We start from the raw sequence: 23,672 nt of genomic DNA on the forward strand, positions 1-23,672 counted from the left end.
ATATTTACATTTGCATAAAATTTCACATCTTGAAAAAACTTCTCAACGAGACTATTATATATGGAATTGGGGCGATAATGCCGAGGATAATTGTCGTTTTACTTAATTATTTATTTATTAAAAATATTGATAACAGTGCGTTTGCCATCTTTACCAACCTATATGCACTGATATCATTCGTTAACATCGTTCTTTCTTTCGGTTTTGAAACAGCCTATTTTAGATTTTCATCAGATAAAGAAAATGAACAAAAAGTCTTCAATACTTCTTTTTGGTTTTTGACAGGGTTATCAACTGTTTTCTTAATCTTAGTCTTATTATTTAACCAACCCATTGCCGATCTTTTTGATTATTCAAATACTCCGGAATTTATCCGCTGGTTCGCATGGATTGCTTTCTTTGATAATATTCTGGTGATTCCTTTGGCGTGGTTCAGATTCCATAACAGACCTGTAAAATATACGGCAGTAAGAGTTATACAGGCCGTTTTCCAAAGTGCTTTTGCGATTGCTCTATTTCTTTATATTCCTCAGGAGCTTTCTCTGAAATTAGGGATGAAAGAAAAGGTTTCGTATCCTTTCTACAGTAATTTGGCTGCAAGTTTTGTCGGTGTTTTATTGGTTGTTCCCGTTATTTTAAAAGTAAAACTCCAGTTTTCAAAAGATCTTTTTCTTCAAATGATCAAATATTCCTGGCCCATTATGATTGCTGGTTTGGCATTTATGGTCAATGAAAATTTTGATAAATTCATTCAACGGTTTTTAATTGAAGATTCTGACGCTGGTGCTTATGGTGGATGTTATAAAATGGCCGTTCTGATGACCCTTTTTGTAACCGCTTACAGAATGGGAATTGAGCCTTTTTTCTTTAAACAAATGAATAATGAAAACGCTAAAAAAACATATGCAAAAGTAACGGAATATTTTTCATTCTTCGCATCAATAGTAGCATTGGGCATTATTGCTAATGTTTCTTGGATAAAGCTATTATTGGTTCCAAACAGTTCTTACTGGATTGCGATTAACATCATTCCAATTATTGTTATTGCAAATTTATTCTTCGGAATTTATTACAATCTTTCCACATGGTATAAAGTAACCGACAGAACAAGAGTCGGCACCTATATTTCCTGGACAGGAGCCATTATCACGATTGTTTTAAACTTAACTCTTTTAAAGACTTATGGTTTCATGGTGTCCGCTTGGGTAACTTTAGCTGCCTATTTTTCGATGATGATCCTTTCATATTGGTTAGGTCAGAAATACTACCCTATTCCTTATAGAATGAAGAAAATTTCTTTTTTCATTTTACTTTTAGCTGTTTTTAGCTACGTAATCGTAGAATTTTTCGATTATAATATATGGGTCGGAAATTTATTATTCTTAGTTTATGCAGGAGCTTTAATTTACTCCGAAAAAGATATGTTGTTATCAAGAATCAAAAGATAAATTTGATCTTTTTCAATTTTAAACAAATATTTAAAAAGATATAAATCATACTTCATCATTGATATTAATTCCTATCTTTAACCTTATTATTAAAAACTAACTAAAAAAACATATTTATATAGTTTATGAAAATTATTGTTCCGATGGCTGGACGTGGTTCCAGATTGCGTCCACATACATTAACTGTTCCAAAACCTCTTATCCCTATTGCAGGAAAACCGATTGTACAAAGATTGGTAGAGGATATTGCTAAAGTTGCCGGCGAAAAAATTGAAGAAGTAGCATTTATTATAGGAGATTTTGGTCCGGAGATTGAAAAATCTTTGATTCATATAGCTGAAAAACTAGGTGCAAAAGGAAGCATTTACTATCAGAACGATCCTCTTGGGACAGCTCATGCAATCAAATGTGCAGAGCAATCGATGAGTGGTGATGTTGTGATTGCTTTTGCAGATACTTTATTCCGTGCAGATTTTGTTTTAGATAAAAACTCAGACGGTGTAATCTGGGTAAAAAGCGTAGAAGATCCTTCAGCTTTTGGAGTCGTAAAATTGGATAACTACGGATTTATTACAGATTTTGTAGAAAAACCGACAACTTTCGTTTCAGACTTGGCAATTATTGGAATTTATTACTTCAACAGCGCTGAAAAACTGATGGACGAAATCAACTATATCATGGAAAATGATATTAAAAACGGTGGCGAATATCAATTAACAACGGCATTGGAAAATCTTAGAGCTAAAGGGGCAAAGTTTACACTAGGAAAAGTAAATGACTGGATGGATTGCGGAAACAAAAATGCTACCGTAGAAACCAATAGCAAAATTTTAGAATACGAAAAAGAAGAGATGTCTCACTTTCCGGCTTCTGCCCAAATAGAGAATTCTTTGATTATTCAGCCGTGCTTTATTGGTGAAAATGTAAAAATTTCAAACTCTAAAATCGGTCCCGGAGTTTCTTTAGGAAACAATACCGTAATAGTGAACTCTAATATTGAAAACTCATTGATCCAGGAAAATACCAAAATCAATCATGGTAACTTGTCCAATTCAATGATTGGAAATTCGGCTCAGTATTTCGGTGTAGCGAGAGAAATTTCATTAGGAGACTATTCAGTATTGGATTTTTTATCTAAATAATCCTTCTGATTTAATAGAATAGCCAAACCACACAAAATGTTTTGTGTGGTTTGGCGTTAATATTGCAAAGCATTTATTTAAATTTGAATATGAACAAATGGATCGCCTCAGTACTTTTTATTCTGGTTTTATTTTCCTGTAAGACCAGAAAAACCGTTGAACAAAATGCGGGAGAAAAAGACAGTATTCAAGTCGAAAAACCTAAAGATGACAAACCTGTTGATGTTGGTGAAAACATACACGATCCTCTCGCTTTTTATGAAAAAGTTTATATTCACCCTCAATTTGAATCTCTAAAAATAAGCAGTAAAATTACCGCTGACAATATCAAAGTAAGTCCTTTAGATGCTACTATTTATATAGAAACAGATAAAAAAATATTTGCATCAATCAATTTCTTATTCATCAATGCCGCTCGTGCGCTTATTACTCCGGAAGGAATAAAAGCAATGGATAAATACAATAAAAATTATATTGATTCTGATTTCGATTATCTTAATAATTTACTGAATGTAAATTTCATAGACTATAAAAATTTAGAAAACCTGTTGATAGGAAGAACTTTTTTTACCATTAAAGGTCGAAATTCACGGCTTACTCAAAATATGGAGGGGTATCAACTCGCCTCAATTTCCAATATAAAAATACAAACAGGAGAAACGACCAGAGAATATAAAATTGTCCTTCAATATTCTCCAGATTACGATCTTATCCATACTAAACTGCAGGATGCAAACTCCGACGATTCTATGGAAATTTTGTATGATGGCTGGGAAACTTATCAGAATGAAATTCGCCTTCCAAAAAATGTTAAAATAATTATAAAAGGATCAAAAAACAGTCAAATTTTACTGGAAAATACGAAATTTGATTTTTCGAGGATGGATACACGCTATTCTGTACCATCTAATTATAAGAAAATTGAGATTAAATGATTAAAAAATTTAGCTTTTTAATAGGTATTTTGTTGTTTGGATTGCACTACGGACAAGATGGGCAAAAAAAAGAACAGCTACAAAAACAGAACGCCGAACTTAAAAAACAAATTGCACAGATAAATACCGATTTAGCAAAAACAAGAAGCGAATCAAAGCTTTCCATTGCTTATCTCACTAATGTCAATAAAAAATTAGTTTTAAGAGAAAAAGTTTACAATAACACTCAAAAAGAAAAGAGATTCATTGAAGATGAGATCTACTTACGTCAATTAGAGATCAATCGTCAAAACAGGGAACTTGCCATCTTAAGAAAGAACTACGCTGAAGTTTTAGTAAACGCATATAAAAATAAAGGGGTACAGAACAAAGTAACCTTTATCCTTTCTTCAAAAAACTTGGGTGAAGCCCTTAGAAGAGTACAATACCTGAAACAATATTCAGATTATCAGGATAAAAAAGCAGCTGAAATAACGACCGCTGCCACACAAATACAAAAGTCTATTGCCCAGAAAAAGAAATCTGCAGATGAAAAAGAAAACCTTTTGACGACACAGAAAAAAGATTTGACCACCATTAATGCAGAACGTGTACAAAAGGAACAACTGGTTGCAGAATTCAAAAAGAATGAAGCTAAAATTACTGCAGAGTTAAAACAAAAACAAGTTCAATCCAAAGCTTTAGAAGGCCAAATCAGAGCGATTATTGCAGAAGAAATAAGAATAGCAAAAGTAGAAGAAGAAGCCAGAAAAAAAGCCGAAGCTGAAAAAATCCGTTTGGCAAAGATTGCTGCTGATAGAGAAAAAGCAAGAATTGAAGCAGAGGCAAAAGCAAAAGCAGAAGCACTAGAAAGAGAAAGAAAACTGGCAGAAGCGGAAGCTAAAAAAGCATCAGAACTAGCAGCTAAACGTGCAGAAGAAGAAAGAAAACGTACTGAAGAAGCTGCAAAAGCAGAATCTAACAGCAGAGATGAAGCCAGAAAGGTTGCAGCTAAAAAAGCATCTGATGAAGCAGCATTAAAAGCCAAAGAAGCAACTGACAAATTAAATGCAGCAAGAGCTGCCGAAGATGAATTAGCGAGAAAAAAAGAAGCTGATAAAAAAGCTGCAGAATCAAAAGCGATGACAAACTTTGGAGTTTCTACCGTTGCCGGAAATAATTTCGCATCGAATAAAGGAAAAATGTCAATGCCAATTGCAGGAACCATTACTCACAGATTCGGAAGACAGCCACACCCTGTGTTCAAAAACATTATGGAAGAAAATAACGGAATTAAAATATCCGTATCGAAAGGTGCCGTTGCAAGATGTGTATTCCCGGGAACCGTTTCTTCTATACTGCAGGCTTCGGACGGAACAAAAACAGTAATTATAAAGCACGGTGATTATTTCACCCTTTATTCTAACCTGAGTAGCAACTCTGTATCTAAAAACCAACAGGTTTCTGCGGGTACTCCGGTAGGTACAGTAGCCCAGGATTTTGACGGCACGTATACTCTTGATTTCCAGGTATGGAACGGCAGCACGCCAGTTGATCCATTAGGTTGGGTTTCTTACTAAAAAAGTTTAACTTTGTAAAAATTTTAGAAATGAACACATTAACAATATTAGCCTTATCTTGGCAACATATCCTAATCGTAGCAATATTGCTTGTACTACTTTTCGGAGGTAAAAAAATCCCTGAATTAATGAGAGGAGTTGGTTCTGGTATTAAAGAATTTAAAGATGCCGTAAAAGAAGAAGACAAACCTGGTTCTGAAAACAAAACCAATACTTCAAACGATAATACGACTTCTAGCAACTAAAATTCTAACTCATTTTTAAATGAATTTTACAGAAATCGCATGGAATATCTTCAATCAATCTATTGAAGACTACCACGTACATGATAATGTCAACACTCTAATCAATAATCCATACGAAAAAGACAGTTTGGAACGGATTTTGTATGCAAAAAACTGGATTGATACCGTTCAATGGCATTTGGAAGATATAATTAGAGATGAAAATATTAATCCGACTGAAGCTCTTCAGCTGAAGAGAACTATAGACCAATCCAATCAGAAAAGAACTGATTTGGTGGAATTTATTGACAGTTGGTTTTTAAAAAAATATGAAAGTATAATTCCTGAATCTGATGCAAAAATCAATACGGAAACTCCCGCTTGGGCAGTAGACAGATTATCGATACTTGCATTAAAGATTTATCACATGTCGTTAGAAGCTAATAGAGAATCTGCCTCTGAGGAGCATCGTTTAAATTGTCAAGAAAAATTAAACGTTCTTCTTATGCAAAAAGAGGATTTATCGACTTCTATCAATCAGTTGCTTACTGATATTGAGAACGGTAACGTTAAGATGAAAGTGTACAAACAAATGAAAATGTACAACGATGAAAGTCTTAACCCAATCCTTTATCAAAAGGGGCAAAAATGAAAAAATTACTTTTTTTTGGAATATTGATCACAACGATTTCTTCTTGTGCAACGGAAAAGCTTAATCTTTCCCCGTTGACAAGTAATTTCTATAGCGAATCCAAAGGTTCTGACAACAATACAGGATCAGGAAAATCGTTTGAGATCAATATAAAGAAAAATGTAAATGCCTCAGAAATATCGAATTTAATTTCAACCTTTCCTACATTCAAGAGTAATAGTATAAATGAAGAAGTGACAAGCTTAAAATACAGCCTTCAAAATTATTTATACGCTATCGAATCCAATAATATAGCCGGAAAAAACAGAGCTGTCAAAAGCTTCGAGAGATCCTATAAAAAAATTCAGAAATTAAGATCCAGCCTTGGTAAAGACGATGACGAAGTTCTGAATAGATACTTGGTAAGACTTAAAACGAATATCTCGGTAATAGAAGACTCTTTAAGAGGAAATTAAAATGAGAATTATTAATGATTAAAATTCAGGCGGAAGCCAACGTTCCCACAGAACATGGTACTTTCCGAATGATTGCATTCTCAGAAAACGAAAATGACTGGATGCCACATATGGCAATTATAGCGGAAAATACAGATTTTTCCAAACCAGTTAATGTACGTTTTCATTCAGAATGTATAACCGGAGAAGTTTTCCATTCAAAAAAATGTGAATGTGGTCAGCAATTAGATGCTGCTATGAAATATATTCACGAAAACGGTGGAATCATCATTTACCTTAGACAAGAAGGAAGAAATATTGGCATCATCAATAAGCTAAAAGCATATTCTCTTCAGGAAAAAGGTTTTGACACCGTGGAAGCCAACCTAAAACTAGGCCTTCCTGCAGACGACAGAAACTTTGGGGTTGCCATAGAAATATTAAACCTTTTGGATATAAAAGATATTAATCTTCTTACCAACAATCCTGAGAAAGTAAAATACGTTACAGAAAGTAACATACACCTCAATTCAAGAATCCCTTTACAAATTCCGGCTAATGAAATAAGTAAAGGATACTTAAAAACAAAGAAAGATTATTTTGGTCATCTGCTTGATGATAATGATAACTAGTAAAATCAAAAGCTCCAGGATTTCTCCCGGAGCTTTCTTTTTTAATTATTTATAAAAAAACTGAAAAGATATTTCTTTGACTGAAATGATTAATTAACTTTCGTTTTAATCACTTTAGATTCATCAAGGTTGTAATATTTTACAACTGCATTATAATCGCTGTAATCTACTGTAGCTGCAGTTCCTTTTGCCGGACTGGCAGGAACAAGTACAACTCTGAATGTCTGATTAGTTAAATACTGATTTGTTTCTGCAGATGTCATTTGAGTAGACTGATTAAAGTTAGCAGCTGTACTAATCCTTACCTCACTTGTATTAAATTGAAAATTATAATCTAGTTCTCTTCCTGTAGGCAAATTTTGTACATCATCTAAATAATAGGTCTTAGGTACACTTTGCCAGTAGTTCCCTACTTTTCTATATACTAAAACCACATCTGAACTTTGGATATTAATATCCATAATAAGTGTAAAAGGGTTACTACCAGAAGAAGAAAACGTTCCTGTAGCATCTCTCATTATAGGATACGTATCGTTATCCTGATATGGAGTATTGTTATCATTATTATCACAGCTGAATATGAATAAGCTTACAAAAGCTAACATTAAAAGCGGAAAGAATTTTTTCATTTTATAAAAGTTTAGTTATTTATTTATAAAACGTATTCAAAACATATACCAAAAAACTCAAAAACATTCTTTACTGTGATTTTTTTAATCGTATTTTTGTTCTTATTCAAAAATTATGAACAAATCAGTATTTAATTTACTCATCATATTTCTGTTTATAGGCAGTATGGCAAATGCTCAATACCAGCCTAAAAACACTTCAAAGGCCTATTTGGATAAAGCACAACAATGGGTAAATAAAACTTACAATAGTCTTTCACAAGATGAAAAGCTGGGACAACTTTTTATTGTCGCATTATATACCAATAAGGATGACAGTCACATCAATCAGGTAAGAAATATTGTCATAAACGATAAAATCGGAGGTTTAATTCTGATGCAGGATGATGCAGCGAAAGAAATAAACCTTGTTAATGAGTTTCAGCAAAAATCTAAAGTCCCTTTAATGATCGGAATGGATGCAGAATGGGGAGTATATCAAAGAATCGCAGCGGCACACAAATTTCCTTGGGCAATGACCTTAGGAGCTATTCAGGACAAAAACCTGATTTATCAGATGTCTTCAAAAATTGCGGAAGATTGTAAGAGAATGGGAATTAACTGGGATTTCGCACCGGTTGTAGACGTCAATACCAATCCAAACAACCCAATTATCGGCAACAGAAGCTTTGGTTCTGAAGTTCAGAATGTAATCAGTTCTGCTTTGGCTTACTCAAACGGACTTCAGGATAACAATATCCTTGCTGCGATCAAACATTTTCCCGGACATGGAGATACCAATACAGATTCACATCTTGACCTTCCGGTTGTTTCACATAATTTAGAGAGACTTAATACGATTGAGCTTGCTCCTTTCAAAGCTTTAATGAATAAAGGAATTGGTGGCGTAATGGTTGCTCACTTATATGTTCCAAGCCTGGAATCAGGAAAAGGAATTCCTGCTTCCGTATCAAAGAATATCATTACAGGATTACTTAAAGAGAAGTTAGGTTACAAAGGATTGATCATTACAGATGCTCTGAACATGGGAGCTGTAGCCAATAAATACAATCCGGGAGAACTTGATGCAATGGCTTTTAAAGCAGGAAATGACATCATGCTTTTCTCGCAGGGTGTTGCAGAAGGAAAAAAACTGATTCAGAAAGCGATTGACAACGGAGAAATACCACAATCAAGAGTAGAAGAAAGTGTAAAGAAAATCCTTTTGACAAAATATTTCTTAGGATTGTATCAATATTCCCCTAAAGATCCTGAAAACATCAATTTTGACTTAAATAATGATACGCATCAAACGTTAGTTCAGAATCTGTATTCAAATGCATTGACTTTATTAAAGGATGATAAAAAACTCCTTCCGTTAACCGGAAAACAAATTTATTACGTTCCATTGGAAGAAGCTCCGTATCAGACTTTCGCCAACCAATTAGGATCAAATATTACTATTAAAAAGTCAAACGAAATCAGTACAATTCCGGCTAATGCTACGGTAATTGTGGGTCTTCACAAAGATAATTCTACGGCTTATAAGCCTTATAAGATCTCAGCAGAATCCAAAAAGATCATAGAAGATTTAGCTAAAAAACAAAATGTAATCCTGAATGTTTTCGGAAGCGCTTATGCCTTGAAAGACATTGATATTTCAAAAATTTCAACGGTATTGATCTCTTATGAAAACAATGATGATTCTATGACAGCAACTGCAAACGCACTTAACGGAAAAACAAAAATTTCAGGCAGACTTCCTGTTTTAGTCAATGATAAACTGAAACCAGGAATGGGAATCGACCTGAAAGCAAAATCAAATAATTAGTCCCTACCAAACAAACTATAAAATGAAAATAGGTATACTTTGCTATCCAACCTACGGAGGAAGCGGAATTGTAGCAACAGAACTCGGAATGTCACTTGCCAACAAAGGCTATGAAGTACACTTTATCAGTTCGGCGCTGCCTGCAAGATTAGATATTACCAATCCGAATATTTTCTTTCACAAAGTAAATGTTCAGACCTATCCCCTTTTTCAATATCAACCTTATGATATTGCATTAAGTTCGATGATCTATCGTGTTGTTAATTTATATAAATTAGATCTCCTTCATGCTCATTATGCAATTCCTTACGCGTATGCAGCTTTTACGGCAAAACAGATGCTTCGTGAAGATAATAATGATATTCCTTTGGTAACCACACTTCACGGAACTGATATTACTTTAGTAGGACAACATCCTAGCTATAAACATGCGGTAGAATTTTCAATCAATAAATCTGACGCCATCACTTCAGTTTCAGAAAGTTTAAAAAAAGATACGCTGCAGTTTTTCAATATTAAAAAGGAAATTCAGGTGATTACCAACTTCATCGATAATTCCGAATTTGACGAATGCAATGAATGCCAGAGAACACAATTTGCGAATCCTGATGAGAAGATTTTAATTCACGTTTCCAATCTAAGACCGGTAAAACGTGTTGAAGAAGTTTTGCAAATTTTTAAAAATGTTGAGAAAAAGGTAAAATCTAAATTGATTATCATTGGAGAAGGTCCGGATATGGAGAAAATCAATCAGTTTTTAGAAGAAAATCCAGAGCTGATTTCAAAAATCCGTCTTTTAGGAAAAGTCAATGATCTCTATAGAATTCTTCAGCTTTCCGATGTCTTTTTATTGCCTTCTGAGCAGGAAAGTTTTGGTTTGGCCGCATTGGAAGCAATGGCTGCTTATACTCCGGTGATCAGTTCAAATGCAGGAGGAATTCCGGAGGTGAACATTCAGGGAGAAACCGGATTCTTAGCCGAAATAGGAAATGTAGAAGCGATGAGTAATTACTGTATCAAATTATTAAGCAACGATGAACTTTTAGCAAAAATGAAGCTTAATGCAAAAGAGCAGGCAGTAAAATTTGATTTAAAAAACATCCTTCCTATTTACGAAGAAATGTACAAAACGACTATTGAAAACTTTAAGCTGACCACTGAAGAATCAGTCTCTCAGTAAAATTCGGTTTACATATAGAAATCAAAACTGTTCAGAGTAATTCTGAACAGTTTTTTTTATTTCATTACTAATGAATGTATTAAATTCATAAATTAGCAGTGCACAAACACAAATTATGAACGAAAAGCTTCTCCAATATCTTTGGAATTTTAAGGTTTTCAACAATTTTGATTTTAAAGATACCCATGGAAACCCTGTTGAAATTCTGAATTTCGGAAGATGGAATACCGATTCCGGACCCGACTTTCTCATGGCAACCATTAAAGCTAAAAATGTAATTCTTATCGGAAACATTGAACTCCATGTGAAATCTTCTGATTGGATTTTTCACCAGCATTCTCATGATCCTAATTATCAGAATATCATTCTTCATGTTGTTTTTCAGCATGACATTGAAATTGAAGAATTTACGGATAAAGATATTCCCACTTTAGAGCTTATAAATTATATTGATGAGCGCAATATTAATAAGTACAAAGAATTCACTAATGGAAATAAGTTTATTTCTTGTAAACATCTTTTTACTCCTAATAAAATTCCCCTTTTCTTTCATGAAGAAAATGTTTTAAAAAAGCTTCAGGAAAAATCTATCTCCATTGAACAGGATCTTGAAAAATCAAAAAATAATTTCGAGGCCGTACTTTTCCATCATCTCGCCTATTCTTTCGGACTAAAAGTAAATGCATTCATTTTTAAACAGATTGCGGAGAGCATAGATTTTTCCATTATCAATAAAATCAGACAAAATAAGATCCAGCTTGAAGCTTTATTTTTCGGGATTTCAGGCTGGCTTGAAAAACCGATTGATACCCAAATGCATCTATGGAAACGCGAATTTGATTTTCTCACTGCAAAATTTCAACTTCCTGCGATTACAATTCATCCTAAATTTCTAAGATTAAGACCTCCGAACTTTCCTACCATCCGGCTTTCTCAGCTGGCAGATCTTTATTTTCAGCATCAGAATCTTTTTTCAAAAATGATCTTGGCACAAAGTAGCGAAGAACTGTACGAAATTTTTAACAAGATAAAAGCTTCAGAATATTGGGATGATAAATTCAATTTCGGAAAAAAGTCAACTATCAACCAGCCTAAAATGATGAGCAAAGATTTTATCAATCTGATAATTCTCAACACCGTATTACCGATAAAATATACCTATCACAAGTACCATCATGAAGAAATATCTGATGAAATTATAAAATTTTATAAAAGTTTACCTCCCGAAAAAAATACAGTGATCAAAAACTGGGAAAAACTGAAAATGAAAACTTCAACTTCTTTAGAAAGTCAAAGTCTGATTTATCACTTCAAAAGCAATTGTGAAAAGAAAAATTGCTTAAATTGCGGTATTGGTTTTAAAATTTTAAAAGAGATATAAAAATGCTGGGCAACATCCGACATAAAATGGAAAGAGAATGGTTTGGTGTTCTTACGAGAACAGGAGCTAAACTGGGAATTCCCGTTTCAAGATTAAGAATATTTTTCATTTATTCCACTTTTGCAACAGCCGGTTTTTTCTTTCTCATCTACCTGGGTTTAGCATTTACCATCTGGATTAAAGATATTTTTATTACCCGAAGACCTAATGTTTTTGATTTATAACTATGGAATTTCTACAAATTACGTCTCCTGAAGATTACAGAGTTCAGGAAATTTATAAATCTTATTCAACCACATTTCCGGAAGATGAAAGAAGGGACTGGATTCCTTTTATCCAGCTTTTCAGTCATCCGAATGTAAAAGTGATTTCTGTAATGCATGAAGCAAAAAATATTGGATATCTGATTATCTGGGAGCTCAGTCATTTTGTTTTCGTAGAACATTTCGAGGTATTCGAAGAATTCAGAAGTCAGAAATTAGGCTCTTATATTACCGGTTATTTATTTGAAAATTATCCTAGAATTATTTTGGAAATAGAGCCTGAACATTTAGGAGACGATGCTAAAAGACGTTATGCATTTTATCAGAAAAATAATTTCAAACTGATCGATGAGATGTATGTGCAACCAAGTTATGGTGAAGGAAAAAATACTCTTAAACTTTGGCTTCTGGCAAACTATTCTCCCGAGAATATAAAAGAAATTAAAGAAGAAATTTACGATATCGTTTATCACTAAATAAAAAAAGCCGGAATTAATTCCGGCTTTTTTAGTTCACTTGATATTCCAGCTTTATGGTAATACTCGCTTCTTTTTCTTTAGAAGACGTATTGAAAGTTCCGCCATAAGAGTAATCTTCATTTGAATTTGGAGCGGTAATCTGTATTACTCCCATTGTCGCTTTTTTAAGATTCCCCAAACTGCTTCCTGAGTTTTCGGCAATTTTTTCAGCTCGTTCTTTAGCATCTTTTGTTGCAGAAGCAATCATTTCCTGTTTTACAGTAGAAAGCTTGGTATAAAAATAAGAAGGTGAAGAAGAAGTAAATTCAATCCCGCGATTGATAATTTCAGTAATATTTCTGGAAAGGTTTTCAATTTTAGCGACTTCCTTACTTTCGATGGAAACCGTCTGAGTTAAATTATACCCTGAAAATTCTCCCTGAACATTATTCCCATTAGAATCAGTATAATTTCTAAACTGCTTTTGAATATCAACAGATGAAAAAACAATTTCATTCTGTTTCACTCCTTTTGAGAGCAAATAGTCATTAATCATTTTTCTACTTGCAGCCAATTCGTCATAAGCCGATTTCAAATCAATATTATTTTTTGAGAAACTTCCAGACCAAGTAATAAGATCTGAAGTAAATTGCTTGGTACCTAAACCGGTTACAGAAATCGTATTTTCAGATTTATTCCGGTTTTTGATAGCGTTTCCTAAAAGTCCTAAGCCGATAATAAAGCCCAGTGAAGCAACTGCAATAGCAATAATAGTTTTATTCATTTTGTATCTGTGATTTGATACTCAATCATCAATTATTATTCCGAAGTGCAATTATTATCGGCTAATTAATCACTTAACTTATTTATTTTCTGATATTCTGCAAAGACAGCCTGCAATTCATAAGAAATAGCTCCCAGTTTAAAATCTTTCCTGTATCTTTTAGAAAGCTTTTTTACTTTCTCTGCATGAACAAGAAATTTATCGATCTGCTCTTCATCCATTCCATATTTTTTCAAAAAATTTAAATCGACTTCATTTTTAACTCTTTGAAGAAAGTTTTGCGTTTCATAGAAATTGGGCGTTGTAATCTTAGGTTTAGTTGCTTTCTTGGCCAGTCCTATTGCTCCGGCAATCATTCCCAGAACATCCACCTGACCCGCCTTGAAATCATGTCCTTCAAAGCTTTTTGGGATTGTATTTGTTGGTACAGCCTCCGTCATTGGAGATTTCATATAAGTCTCCATTGAAGATTTTAAAGATGCTAATTTTCTGGAATCATTTAGATATTTGCTGTCTTTTTTAATATCTCCTGTCGGTTTATATTCAATTTTCACTTCGGGAATCAATATTTCCGAACGTTTAAGAAAAATAGTAAGATTAGTTTTAAAATTTTCTTCGGAAACATGAATCTGTGATCGATAGAAATCTTCTTTTACAAACCTGATTTCATCTCCTAAATTGGCTTCAATGGTAAATTTCCCCAAAGCGTCACTATATTCACTCGTATTGTTCGAAATATTGATGACCAAAACCTTACTTAGACTGAGGTTCTGTTCATCCAAAACGAGTCCGGAAATTTTTTGTTGGGCAAAAATAAAAGTCCCGATAAAGCAAAATAATACACCTAAAAAAGCTTTCATCATTTACTTTTGAGTTTGGGGAGCCCTATAAGAAGATATTCTTACCAATACTCCACGTTGAAACCTCATCAGATCCGCATCACTGCAATACCCGTATTTTAAAATATTCTTTCTTTCAAAACCTCCTGCAAAAACATAGTAAATAAAATTCTGGATTAAAGGCTTTTCAATTTTTAAATCTATAAAATACTGTTCTCCCAACGCAGAAATCAGATACTTCATCAAGTCTACATCATCCCATTTATTTTTAACTTTTCCGATAGAAAAGCCTTCTCCTTTAGGCTGAACAAATTGTCCAGGTCTCGCCGCCAAAACCCTCGGATCAGATTTCTGGGATATATAAAGAGCCAGTTCATTTTTCAGCTTTTGAACTTTTTTCTGTTGATTTAAATTTTTAGCATCGATCTTCAGATCTCCGGTTATTCCTTTTTTGATCTCTACCTCATCAATTAGGGTAGCCGCTTTTATCAAAATAACCTGTAGTGAAGAACTTAGATTATCTTCACTCACTTTTTTACTTACTCTTTCATAGCCAACCTTTACAAAACGGAGTTCATCACCTACTCTTCCGGAAATCATGAAATGACCGTCATTATTGGAGACAACAGTCTCGTTAGTTCTTATATTGATTACCGTAGCATCAGTTAATTCTACCCCATCTTCAGTATTGATTTTACCGAAAATATAGTTTTGGGCATTCATGTTGATGAAAAATAAGACGAAAAAAGTAAAAAGTAACTTTATTTTCACGGACAGTTTTTTATAAAGCAAAGCTAAAGCTATTTTTAATGCAAACCATAAGTTTAACCACAGTTAACTGGTTTTAGCAATTCTTTTAGAGTTTTAAAATCAAAACTGTTAAAATAGCCCCCGAAATTTGTTAAAATTTAAGCCATATTTAACTAAATTGCAGGTTCAATTCTATTCAAAAAATGCAAAATTCTTATACAGTTATCAATGCTTCAGCGGGTTCAGGGAAAACTTATGCACTTGTTCAGCGGCTTTTGATGATCTGTCTTCGGTATCCTAATCAGCAGCAGTCGATCAGGAATATTTTAGCGTTGACCTTTACCAACAAAGCAGCCAATGAAATGAAGGAAAGAATTTTGTCGTGGCTGGGAAATTTTACCGCCGAGAATTTTGCTGAAAACGGGGATTTAAAAAACATCCAAAAGGCATTTGAAGAGGAAGGACTGAAAATTACGATTGATGAACTGCATCTGAGAGCAAAAAAATTGCTGGATTATGTTCTTCACAATTACTCTACTTTAAACATCGGAACGATTGACCGTTTCAATTCGCGACTGGTAAGAAGTTTCTCTTATGAATTGGGATTAGCAAAAAATTTCAACCTTGAGATCGAAGCTGAACCGTTTTTGATAGAAGCCGTTGATAAAATGCTTGATCAGATCGGAGAAAACGACGTTATCTCGAATTCTTTCATGGATTATATAGATTACAGTTTAGAAAATAACGAGAGAATTAATTTAAATAAAAACCTTTATGATTCGGCGAAAGAATTTGTAAAAGACATTCATTATGAACATCTTAAAAGCAACAAAGATTTCGACAATACGAATTATGAAAACATCAAAAATACGCTCCGGAAAGAGATTATTTTAAATAAAAAGCAGGCCTCAGAACTTGCCACACAATCCATTGATCTTTTTAAATCAAGAAATATTGAGATTGAAGATTTTGCACAGGGAAAAAACGGAATTGGGGGATTTTTCACTAAAGTTTTAGATTTTTACAATCAGAAAAGAGCCGGTTTTCCTTTTCCTACGACTGCCGAAGAATCTGTTGTTAATAATTACAGAAAAGGAGCTGCCACAAAATCAAAAAATAAGGAAGCTGAAATCTTAGAAATTCTGGAACAACTGCTTGAAAACAGAATGCAGCTGATTCTTTTATATATTGAAACCCAGAAAAAAGAGAAAATCTTATCGGCTCTTCTTCCTTTAAAAGTAAACAAAGACATTCAGGACGAATTGAAAAAAATTGAGGAGGAAAATGATCTGGTTTTGCTTTCAAAATTTAATATTCTTATTAATGAAAACCTTAGAAACGAACCATCTGCTTTCATCTATGAAAAAGTAGGTTCTCAGTTTCAGCATTATTTCTTTGATGAGTTTCAGGATACTTCAGAGCTTCAGTGGCAGAATTTTGTTCCGTTAAGAGATCATTCTGTTTCTACGGAAAATACTTCATTTACTTTAGTAGGTGATCCTAAGCAGAGTATTTACCGTTTCCGCGGTGGCAAAAGTAAATTGATGCTGGATATTATCAACAAAAAAGAAATCGCTCCTAAAGAAGCGGAACTTTTAGTTTTGAAAGATAACTGGCGAAGCGCCAAAAACATTGTTCAGTTCAATAATGAATTGTATGAATTTCATTCCCGAGAGCTGAATGAAGAGCATAAAAATATTTTCGGAACCGATGGAAAGCAAAACCCAAAATCCGGAATTGATGGTCGTGTAAAGGTGAACTTAATAGAAAATCTTACCAACGAAGAGTTCTATACCGATACTTCTGCAAGAATGCAGAAAGACATTCAGGAAAGTCTGAATAATGGGTTCAAATTTTCTGACATCACCATTCTCTGTCGGGGAAATTTCGATATTTTCAGTTATTCTCAAAAATTAGGAAATCTGAAGGTCAATTATAGAGGCGAAGAAACCAATATTAAAACGATTTCCGACAAAGGACTTACGCTGGAATTATCCAGTACCCTGAAAGCGGTCATTGAATTCTTAAAGTGGGAAACCAATCCAAAGAACAAGCCTAATTTAATCATGATGATGTATCATCTGAATAAACTGGGAAGAATTCACATGGCAGATTTCACACTGGAAATGAAAGAAATTCTGGAGATTGAAACCCATGAAGAAATTTCACAGTTCATTCAAAAGAAATATTCTTTACAGCTCAGACAGGATAATTTCCCAAGATTCAATCTGTATAATTTTGTAGAATATTATATCAATGAGTTTTCTGTTGAAAATAAAGAGACCGACTTCCTATTGAACTTTTTAGAAATGCTTTTTAATTTCACCCAAAGTGCAGGTGCAAGTACGAAAGAGTTTTTAAAGTATTGGGATGAGGAAGCTTCTTCTTATACCATTCAGGCTTCGGAAAATATCGATGCTATCCAGATCATGACCATTCATAAAGCAAAAGGTTTAGAGTTTCCGATTGTCTTTATTCCGATGATGAATAAAAACCGTGATGCTGAATTTACCAACTGGTTTGAAACGAGTGAGAATACTGCTCTGAAATCAGTAAATATCAATCAATTCAGTAAAAATCTTGAAGTCTATGATGAGGAGATTGAAAAATTCAACAAACAGAATGCTTATAAAAATTTAGTCGACCGATTGTGTTTACAGTATGTTGCTACAACACGACCTGTAGAACAGTTATTTTTTTATATTCAAAAGGCTAATAAAACATCAAATAATCTTGAGCTTCTGGAGTTTTTACAATCTAAAAACACCGAAAATCTTGATGAATTTGATTTGTATGAAACCTATCCTGAAATGCTGATAAAGCATACCAAAGATAAAACTTCACAGTTTGAAACTAAAAACATCAACAATCTAAAAAATATCAACGAAAAAAGTACATCAATCAAAATTGCGACACCTTCCAAAAATTATCAGGTAAGAAATGAGAAAGTAAGAATTGGACTTTTCGTTCATGAATTATTATCGAAAATCAATACCGAAAAAGACATTACCAAAGTGCTGGAAAGTTATGTTTTAGAGGGACAAATTACAATAGAAGAAAAAGACGAGATTCAAAATACCTTAGAACAAATTATCAGAACCTATTCTGAATTTTTTGATGAAAAATGGGACGTTATCAACGAAAAGGATATTATGATTTCTGAAAATGGAGAAAGCAGAATGTATCGACCCGACCGAATGCTGAAGAGTGATGAAGGGTATATTATTGTAGATTTTAAAACGGGAGAAGAAACCGAGAAAAATGATAAACAGATTGAGAATTATAAACGAATTCTGGAAAGCTTAGGAAGGAAAGTTTTGAAGACACAGCTGATTTATTTATAGGATTCAACTCGCTGAATCAGCTAACATCTATAAAAAAGGTTTCGGCGGCATCGAAGATGCCGCCGAAACTTATTATTAATAAATTAAAGTCCAATTAAGCTGTCGGATCCGGAGTGAAAACTCTCTGAGCCAATTCCTGATCAAAAAGATATAATGCAGAAGGATTATCACATACCATTTTGATTTTAGTCACCAACTGTGATGCACTTGCTTCTTCTTCTACCTGCTCGTTGATGAACCACTGTAAGAATGAAGTAGTCGCAAAATCTCCTTCTTCGTTAGCATTTTTTACGATATTAAAAATACTTTTTGTTACGATTTTCTCATGAGCCAATGCTTTTTCAAAAATATCTGTAGCATTTTCAAATTCGTGAGGGGGTTTTGCAATCTCTCCCATAATAATTTCACCTCCCACATCATTTAAATAATCAAACATTTTATCGGCATGCATCAATTCTTCTTTGCTCTGAACTCTGAAGTAATTGGCAATTCCGTCAAGATCTTTACTTGAAAACCAAGCAGACATTGAAAGATAATATTGAGCAGCATATTGTTCGTTACCTATTTGTTCGTTAATTAATTTTGCAATTTTCTCGCTAACCATACGTAATAAATTTATAGTCAAAATTAGGGAATAAAAGCCCGAAATCAAAAATTTTAATTAAAATTAATAGAAAAAGGACGGAAATACATCCGCCCTTCTAACATTAAAAAATCAAAATTATAAACTATTAATTTGCTTCGGGAGCAGCCGTAGTCATCGGCTTTTTCATCATTTTTCCTCCTTTCATTCCTCTGTCTTTCATCGCCACTCTTCTTTGCTCCATTTTAGCTTGTCTGTCAGCTTGCCATTTATCATACTGGGTTGGAGTTAAGATTTTTTTCATATCTGCATCCATCTGTGCTCTTTTAGCTTTCATCTCCTCCATTCTAGCCTGTCTTACTTCTTTGTTTTTATCAAACTCAGCTTTCATTTCAGCTTTTCTTTTCTCCTGTAACGCTTTGATCTGTGCTACCTGAGACTGGTTCAGATTCAGATCTTTCTGCATCTGATCAATATGCTCCTGTTCTTTCTGAGCTCTTTTCTGTTGAAATTCCGCTCTTTTTGCTTCTCTTTCCTGCGGAGTTGTATTCGTTTGTTGTGCCATTGCAAAACTTCCCATTCCGATAAATGCTATCGCTAAAATTAATTTTTTCATCTTTAAAAATATTTAATTATTTATTTTATATCTTTTTGATTATTAGTTAAAATGAAAGTTAAATTAAAAAAATACATAAATAATGTTAAATTTTAATATTAAATAACAAATCATAAAATAAAAAAAAGAGCAGATCCTAAAATCTGCCCTCACACCACTTAAATATAAATATATGAAAATTTAATTTTTCGCAAATCCGTTTCGGAAACCACCGTTTCCTCGGTTTTCATTTCCTCTATTTTGCTCTCTTGGAGCTGCATTTTCACTTCTTCTGGAGCCTCCTTCATTTCTAAAACCTCCCCCGTTATTTTCTCTTCTTGGAGTACTTTCTCTTCTCACATCACCACCTCTGAATCCTCCGTTGTTTCCATTGTTATCAGCTCTTTCGCTGCGGAAGCCTCCATTATTATTTCTTACCCCTCCATTCACATCACCGTTTCCTCTGAAACCGCCGTTATTTCTCACTCCTCCATTATCAGTTCTGAAACCCGAATTGTTATTTCTGACTTCATTCTGATTTCGGAATCCTCCACCGTTATTTCCGTCTCTTACAGGTCCTCTGAAACCGTTATTAGGTCTTTGGCTTCTCACAATACTAATGGTCGGATTATCCATTCTTCTGAATTTAGCTCTATCTACTCTGTAAATATTAATATTCACATTTCTGTATCTAGGCATCGGTCTGCAGATTGCAGCATAATGTGTTCTTCTATAGTTCTGGAAGTATATAACTGGGCTGTATCCTCTATAATAGTTATTTTGGAAAGTCACAAAAACTCTAGGACCCAAAATTCTTTCCAATGCATAGAATCTATCGTAATACCATCTGTCCGGATTATATCTGTAAAAATTATTCCACGTAGAGAAACTTACATATAGATTGTTCAGTCTCAGCACCTGATCGATTTGCAAACGAGACAATCTGTTCTGAGCAAAAAAGACATTCCAATTGATACTTACGATGCTGTTCCTGTATTCGTTATAGTTACTTTGGTAATAATCCTGAGGATAATAATCTTGAGGATAGTTGTAATAATAATCATCAGGGAAATAATTCTGATCATCCTGATCACTGTAATATCCGTCATTCTGATAATATCCGTCATCATCGCCCCATCCATTATTTGGATATTGCTGAGCAAACGACAAAGCCGCAAAACTCATGGCAAAACCTATTAATATTTTTTTCATTTCAAATAGTTGTTAATTGGTTATAATATAGTAGAATATCTTTATTCTATCTTTTGGATATGAATACAAAAAAGAAGTTAAATCTCACGATAAAACTTCTTTTAATTTATTATTAACCAACTGATAATCAATTGTTAAATTTACATCCTTCCACTATCTCTCACCCAATCTGAGATTTTACTATTGAAAAGTTGTTTTTCTTTTAGCTCTTCAAGATTCAGATGCATTCTATACCGCCAATAATGTGGAAATACTGCCGGATTATTAATTCTTTCATTATCAATTTTTGGATTGGTAAGCTCCGGGTCTGTCGCCAAAAATTCCTGAATAGGGAAAATTGCCATGATAGCCTCACTATAAAGATGCTGTTTCATAATGATTTCAGCTAAATAAGAATCCAATTCTTCAGGTGCTTTTCCATATTGAATTAATTGTTGATTAAAGTATTTCTGAATTAAAGCTGAATCTTCTTTCCACCATTGTCTTAAGGTAGAACTGTCATGTGAAGAAGCTGTAACAACATTCAGATAACTTGCATTTTTCGGATCATAAAAAGGAATATTTTCTGCCGGCATTCGTTGAATTTTCAGGGCAATAATCCCTAATTCATCCATTACTACAGGAACACAGGCAGGAACCAATCCTAAATCCTCTCCACAGATAAGCATTTCTGTTGCATTCAGTATCATCGGAAGTTTTTCCATCGCCTGTTCATACCAAAGATGATCTTGTCTTCTGAAAAAATAATCGTGGTAAAGATCATAAATAGGCTGCTTCTCTTCTTCTCTTAAATATTTATAAGAGTCTGTGCCATATACATTAAATCTCGGATGATATACTTTTTGTCCGTCTCTTTCTTCTTCTAAGAACAACACATTCGCGCACAGAGCAAGTAATTGTTCTTCAATTGCACCCTGCGGATTTTTTTTAAAGAAATTTGCTAATTTTCGCTGGGTATCGAATTCTTCTTTAAATGAATAAGTTCCGTCCTGATTACTGTTGATGAATTCAAGTACCTTTCCGCTATTTTCACCAAAATAATCCCAAAGAATTTGGTCATTGATGAATGGCTTACAATATCGATTGAAATCAAAAGGAATATTCCAGGCTTTAAATTCTTCCAATATCACCGGAACTGCAGGATAAAAATATCCTAAAATACCCTGTGTAGCTGAAACCGGCATTCTCCAGATTCTGAAAAATCCTAAAATATGATCAATCCTCATTGCATCGAAATACTGTTCCAATGCTTTGAATCGGTTTTTCCACCAGGTATAGTTATCAGCCTTCATGGCTTCCCAATTATAGGTAGGGAATTCCCAGTTTTGTCCCAATGCAGTAAACTGATCCGGCGGTGCTCCTGCCTGAAAATCCATTCCGAAAAGATCTGGTTCCGTCCATGCTTCTACAGAGTACCGGTAAATTCCGATCGGAAGATCTCCTTTTACAGAAATCCCTAAACTATGAGTATAGTCTATTGCATCTTTTAACTGTTTATGGAGCTGATATTGTACCCAAGCATGAAGCATTGCAGCATCATAATCTTTACTTTTAGTACTAAAGAAAGGAGTTATTTTACCTGCAATATATTTTTTATGGGTTTTCCATTCATTGAAATTCGGAGTTTTATATTTATCTCTTAATACACAAAATGCAGAATATGGAAGAAGCCAGGTTTCGTTGTCTTTTATAAACTTTTTGAAACCTCTGTCTTTATAAATCTTATCTTTATCTTCAGTAAAAACAGCTTTCAAATATTTCCATTTCGCAGAAATCATTTTTTCGTAATCAATTAATTCTAATGAATTTAATGATTCTTTTTCTGTTTCAAATTCTTCAACTAAATCCTTCGGTAATTCAAAATCAAGATTTTCTAATGAAATATATTGCGGATGCAAAGCATATACTGAAACAGCTGCATAAGGATAAGAGTCCGTCCATGAATAATTAGCCGTTGTATCATTAATCGGCAGAATCTGAATGATTCCTAAATTCGTTTCTTTCGTCCAGTCTGCCAGTTTTTTCATATCAGAAAATTCTCCCACTCCAAAACCATCATTGGTTCTTAATGAAAAAACAGGAACCGCCACTCCTGCTGCATGGTACATCTGGTATGATTTGAATTTAAAATAATGATTGGAGACAATCTGCAGAATTTCCTTTGATTGATTAGGAACTGTGAATCTGTTTTCACCATTTTCCACATCAATCACTTTTCCTTCATTGATATCGTAAATACAATATTTGAATTGAATATATTCATTTTCAGGAATTTCAACAGATGCTTCCCAGATTCCAAAGTCTGTCTGAGATAAATGAATTACCTTATTATAATCCCAATTTCCTAAAGAAGCAGTACTTCCGAACAATACAATTTTCCAGTTCGGATTGTAAATAGGAGCTTCAATTCTGAATAAATGGGTATGTTTTTTTAAGACAGTAATTTTCTCCGGAGAAAACTGATTCAGCTTATTGTAAAGAATTTTATTATTCAGGTAATTTTCGGGGAAGTTTTTGTTATTCCACTCATCAAAAATGATGAATTCTTTATAGTTGTGCGGAAAATTAAGATGATGTTTAACAAATTCTGTTCTCAAAAGAATTCCTTTGCCATCCACCAACTGATATTGATAAGAAGCCGATTTTGAAAAGTAATCCACTTCACATTTCCACAAATCGTTTTCTGTATAAAACATAGAATGAGTTTGAGACGCAGTACCTCCTTCATGAATGACGACCTGCAACTTTTCTCCAACTTTAGCTCTATAACCTACATTAAAGTATAGCTTCATTTATATTTTTTTATAAAAATACGTTA

The 23,672-nt window shown here is 33.6% G+C and carries 22 protein-coding genes; 14 read left to right on the top strand and 8 right to left on the bottom strand.

The window, feature by feature from the left end; all coding sequences use genetic code 11:
- The first annotated feature begins 29 nt into the window (after positions 1-29).
- The 8 genes from JI747_RS05670 (at position 30) to ribA (ending at position 7,026) form a co-directional block, all read left to right on the top strand.
- Complete coding sequence (locus JI747_RS05670) at positions 30-1,448, top strand: lipopolysaccharide biosynthesis protein (protein WP_225686911.1); 1,419 nt, start codon at positions 30-32, stop codon at positions 1,446-1,448.
- A gap of 125 nt (positions 1,449-1,573) precedes the next feature.
- Complete coding sequence (locus JI747_RS05675; protein WP_225686913.1) at positions 1,574-2,590, top strand: sugar phosphate nucleotidyltransferase; 1,017 nt, start codon at positions 1,574-1,576, stop codon at positions 2,588-2,590.
- Between the two features lie 89 nt (positions 2,591-2,679).
- Complete coding sequence (locus JI747_RS05680; RefSeq protein ID WP_225686915.1) at positions 2,680-3,525, top strand: DUF4292 domain-containing protein; 846 nt, start codon at positions 2,680-2,682, stop codon at positions 3,523-3,525.
- Positions 3,522-5,084, top strand: a complete 1,563-nt coding sequence (locus JI747_RS05685; RefSeq protein WP_225686916.1) for a murein hydrolase activator EnvC family protein — start codon at positions 3,522-3,524, stop codon at positions 5,082-5,084. Before JI747_RS05680 ends, JI747_RS05685 begins: the two co-directional genes overlap by 4 nt.
- Positions 5,085-5,113: 29 nt before the next feature.
- Positions 5,114-5,329: a twin-arginine translocase TatA/TatE family subunit gene (locus JI747_RS05690; protein WP_225686917.1), complete on the top strand. Its 216-nt coding sequence runs from the start codon at positions 5,114-5,116 to the stop codon at positions 5,327-5,329.
- Between the two features lie 19 nt (positions 5,330-5,348).
- Positions 5,349-5,960: a DUF4254 domain-containing protein gene (locus tag JI747_RS05695; RefSeq protein WP_225686918.1), complete on the top strand. Its 612-nt coding sequence runs from the start codon at positions 5,349-5,351 to the stop codon at positions 5,958-5,960.
- A complete protein-coding gene (locus JI747_RS05700) occupies positions 5,957-6,415 on the top strand; it encodes a hypothetical protein (protein WP_225686919.1) in 459 nt (152 codons plus the stop codon). The genes JI747_RS05695 and JI747_RS05700 overlap by 4 nt, the downstream gene beginning before the upstream one ends.
- 14 nt (positions 6,416-6,429) lie before the next feature.
- Positions 6,430-7,026, top strand: a complete 597-nt coding sequence (gene ribA, locus JI747_RS05705) for a GTP cyclohydrolase II (RefSeq protein WP_225686920.1) — start codon at positions 6,430-6,432, stop codon at positions 7,024-7,026.
- Between the two features lie 89 nt (positions 7,027-7,115).
- On the opposite strand, the gene JI747_RS05710 is transcribed toward ribA, so the two are convergent.
- Positions 7,116-7,655 carry a hypothetical protein gene (locus JI747_RS05710; RefSeq protein WP_225686921.1) on the bottom strand — a complete coding sequence of 180 codons (540 nt, stop codon included), beginning with the start codon at positions 7,653-7,655 and terminating at the stop codon, positions 7,116-7,118.
- Between the two features lie 115 nt (positions 7,656-7,770).
- Here JI747_RS05710 and JI747_RS05715 point away from each other — a divergent pair, with 115 nt between their 5' ends.
- The 5 genes from JI747_RS05715 (at position 7,771) to JI747_RS05735 (ending at position 12,765) form a co-directional block, all read left to right on the top strand.
- A complete protein-coding gene (locus JI747_RS05715; RefSeq protein ID WP_225686923.1) occupies positions 7,771-9,465 on the top strand; it encodes a glycoside hydrolase family 3 protein in 1,695 nt (564 codons plus the stop codon).
- A gap of 22 nt (positions 9,466-9,487) precedes the next feature.
- A complete protein-coding gene (gene bshA / locus JI747_RS05720) occupies positions 9,488-10,645 on the top strand; it encodes an N-acetyl-alpha-D-glucosaminyl L-malate synthase BshA (protein ID WP_225686926.1) in 1,158 nt (385 codons plus the stop codon).
- A 115-nt stretch (positions 10,646-10,760) separates the two neighbouring features.
- Entirely contained in the window at positions 10,761-12,026 is a 1,266-nt protein-coding gene (locus JI747_RS05725) for a DUF2851 family protein (protein ID WP_317197614.1), read from the top strand.
- A gap of 2 nt (positions 12,027-12,028) precedes the next feature.
- The gene (locus JI747_RS05730) at positions 12,029-12,250 is read left to right on the top strand and encodes a PspC family transcriptional regulator (protein ID WP_225686927.1); all 222 of its coding nucleotides are present in this window, start codon (positions 12,029-12,031) and stop codon (positions 12,248-12,250) included.
- Between the two features lie 2 nt (positions 12,251-12,252).
- On the top strand, positions 12,253-12,765 hold the full coding sequence (locus tag JI747_RS05735; protein ID WP_225686928.1) for a GNAT family N-acetyltransferase: 513 nt from the start codon (positions 12,253-12,255) through the stop codon (positions 12,763-12,765).
- A 31-nt stretch (positions 12,766-12,796) separates the two neighbouring features.
- On the opposite strand, the gene JI747_RS05740 is transcribed toward JI747_RS05735, so the two are convergent.
- The 3 genes from JI747_RS05740 to JI747_RS05750 all read right to left on the bottom strand — a co-directional run bounded on the left by JI747_RS05740 (position 12,797) and on the right by JI747_RS05750 (position 15,141).
- Complete coding sequence (locus JI747_RS05740) at positions 12,797-13,531, bottom strand: SIMPL domain-containing protein (RefSeq protein WP_225686929.1); 735 nt, start codon at positions 13,529-13,531, stop codon at positions 12,797-12,799.
- Between the two features lie 65 nt (positions 13,532-13,596).
- Positions 13,597-14,394, bottom strand: coding sequence for a hypothetical protein (locus JI747_RS05745; RefSeq protein WP_225686930.1), 798 nt, complete (start codon positions 14,392-14,394; stop codon positions 13,597-13,599).
- Positions 14,395-15,141 (bottom strand): peptidase associated/transthyretin-like domain-containing protein, encoded by a 747-nt coding sequence (locus tag JI747_RS05750; RefSeq protein WP_225686931.1) that lies wholly within the window; start codon positions 15,139-15,141, stop codon positions 14,395-14,397.
- A gap of 182 nt (positions 15,142-15,323) precedes the next feature.
- Here JI747_RS05750 and JI747_RS05755 point away from each other — a divergent pair, with 182 nt between their 5' ends.
- Positions 15,324-18,464 (top strand): UvrD-helicase domain-containing protein, encoded by a 3,141-nt coding sequence (locus JI747_RS05755; RefSeq protein WP_225686932.1) that lies wholly within the window; start codon positions 15,324-15,326, stop codon positions 18,462-18,464.
- A gap of 94 nt (positions 18,465-18,558) precedes the next feature.
- Here JI747_RS05755 and JI747_RS05760 read toward each other — a convergent pair whose 3' ends face one another.
- The 4 genes from JI747_RS05760 to JI747_RS05775 all read right to left on the bottom strand — a co-directional run bounded on the left by JI747_RS05760 (position 18,559) and on the right by JI747_RS05775 (position 23,646).
- Positions 18,559-19,068 carry a ferritin gene (locus JI747_RS05760; RefSeq protein WP_225686933.1) on the bottom strand — a complete coding sequence of 170 codons (510 nt, stop codon included), beginning with the start codon at positions 19,066-19,068 and terminating at the stop codon, positions 18,559-18,561.
- Positions 19,069-19,195: 127 nt separating this feature from the next.
- On the bottom strand, positions 19,196-19,663 hold the full coding sequence (locus JI747_RS05765; RefSeq protein ID WP_225686935.1) for a hypothetical protein: 468 nt from the start codon (positions 19,661-19,663) through the stop codon (positions 19,196-19,198).
- 180 nt (positions 19,664-19,843) lie between these two features.
- The gene (locus JI747_RS05770) at positions 19,844-20,854 is read right to left on the bottom strand and encodes a hypothetical protein (protein ID WP_225686937.1); all 1,011 of its coding nucleotides are present in this window, start codon (positions 20,852-20,854) and stop codon (positions 19,844-19,846) included.
- A gap of 140 nt (positions 20,855-20,994) precedes the next feature.
- Entirely contained in the window at positions 20,995-23,646 is a 2,652-nt protein-coding gene (locus JI747_RS05775; RefSeq protein WP_225686939.1) for a 4-alpha-glucanotransferase, read from the bottom strand.
- Positions 23,647-23,672 lie beyond the last annotated feature (26 nt).

Source organism: Chryseobacterium tagetis (genome assembly GCF_016735585.2).
GTDB lineage: Bacteria > Bacteroidota > Bacteroidia > Flavobacteriales > Weeksellaceae > Chryseobacterium > Chryseobacterium tagetis.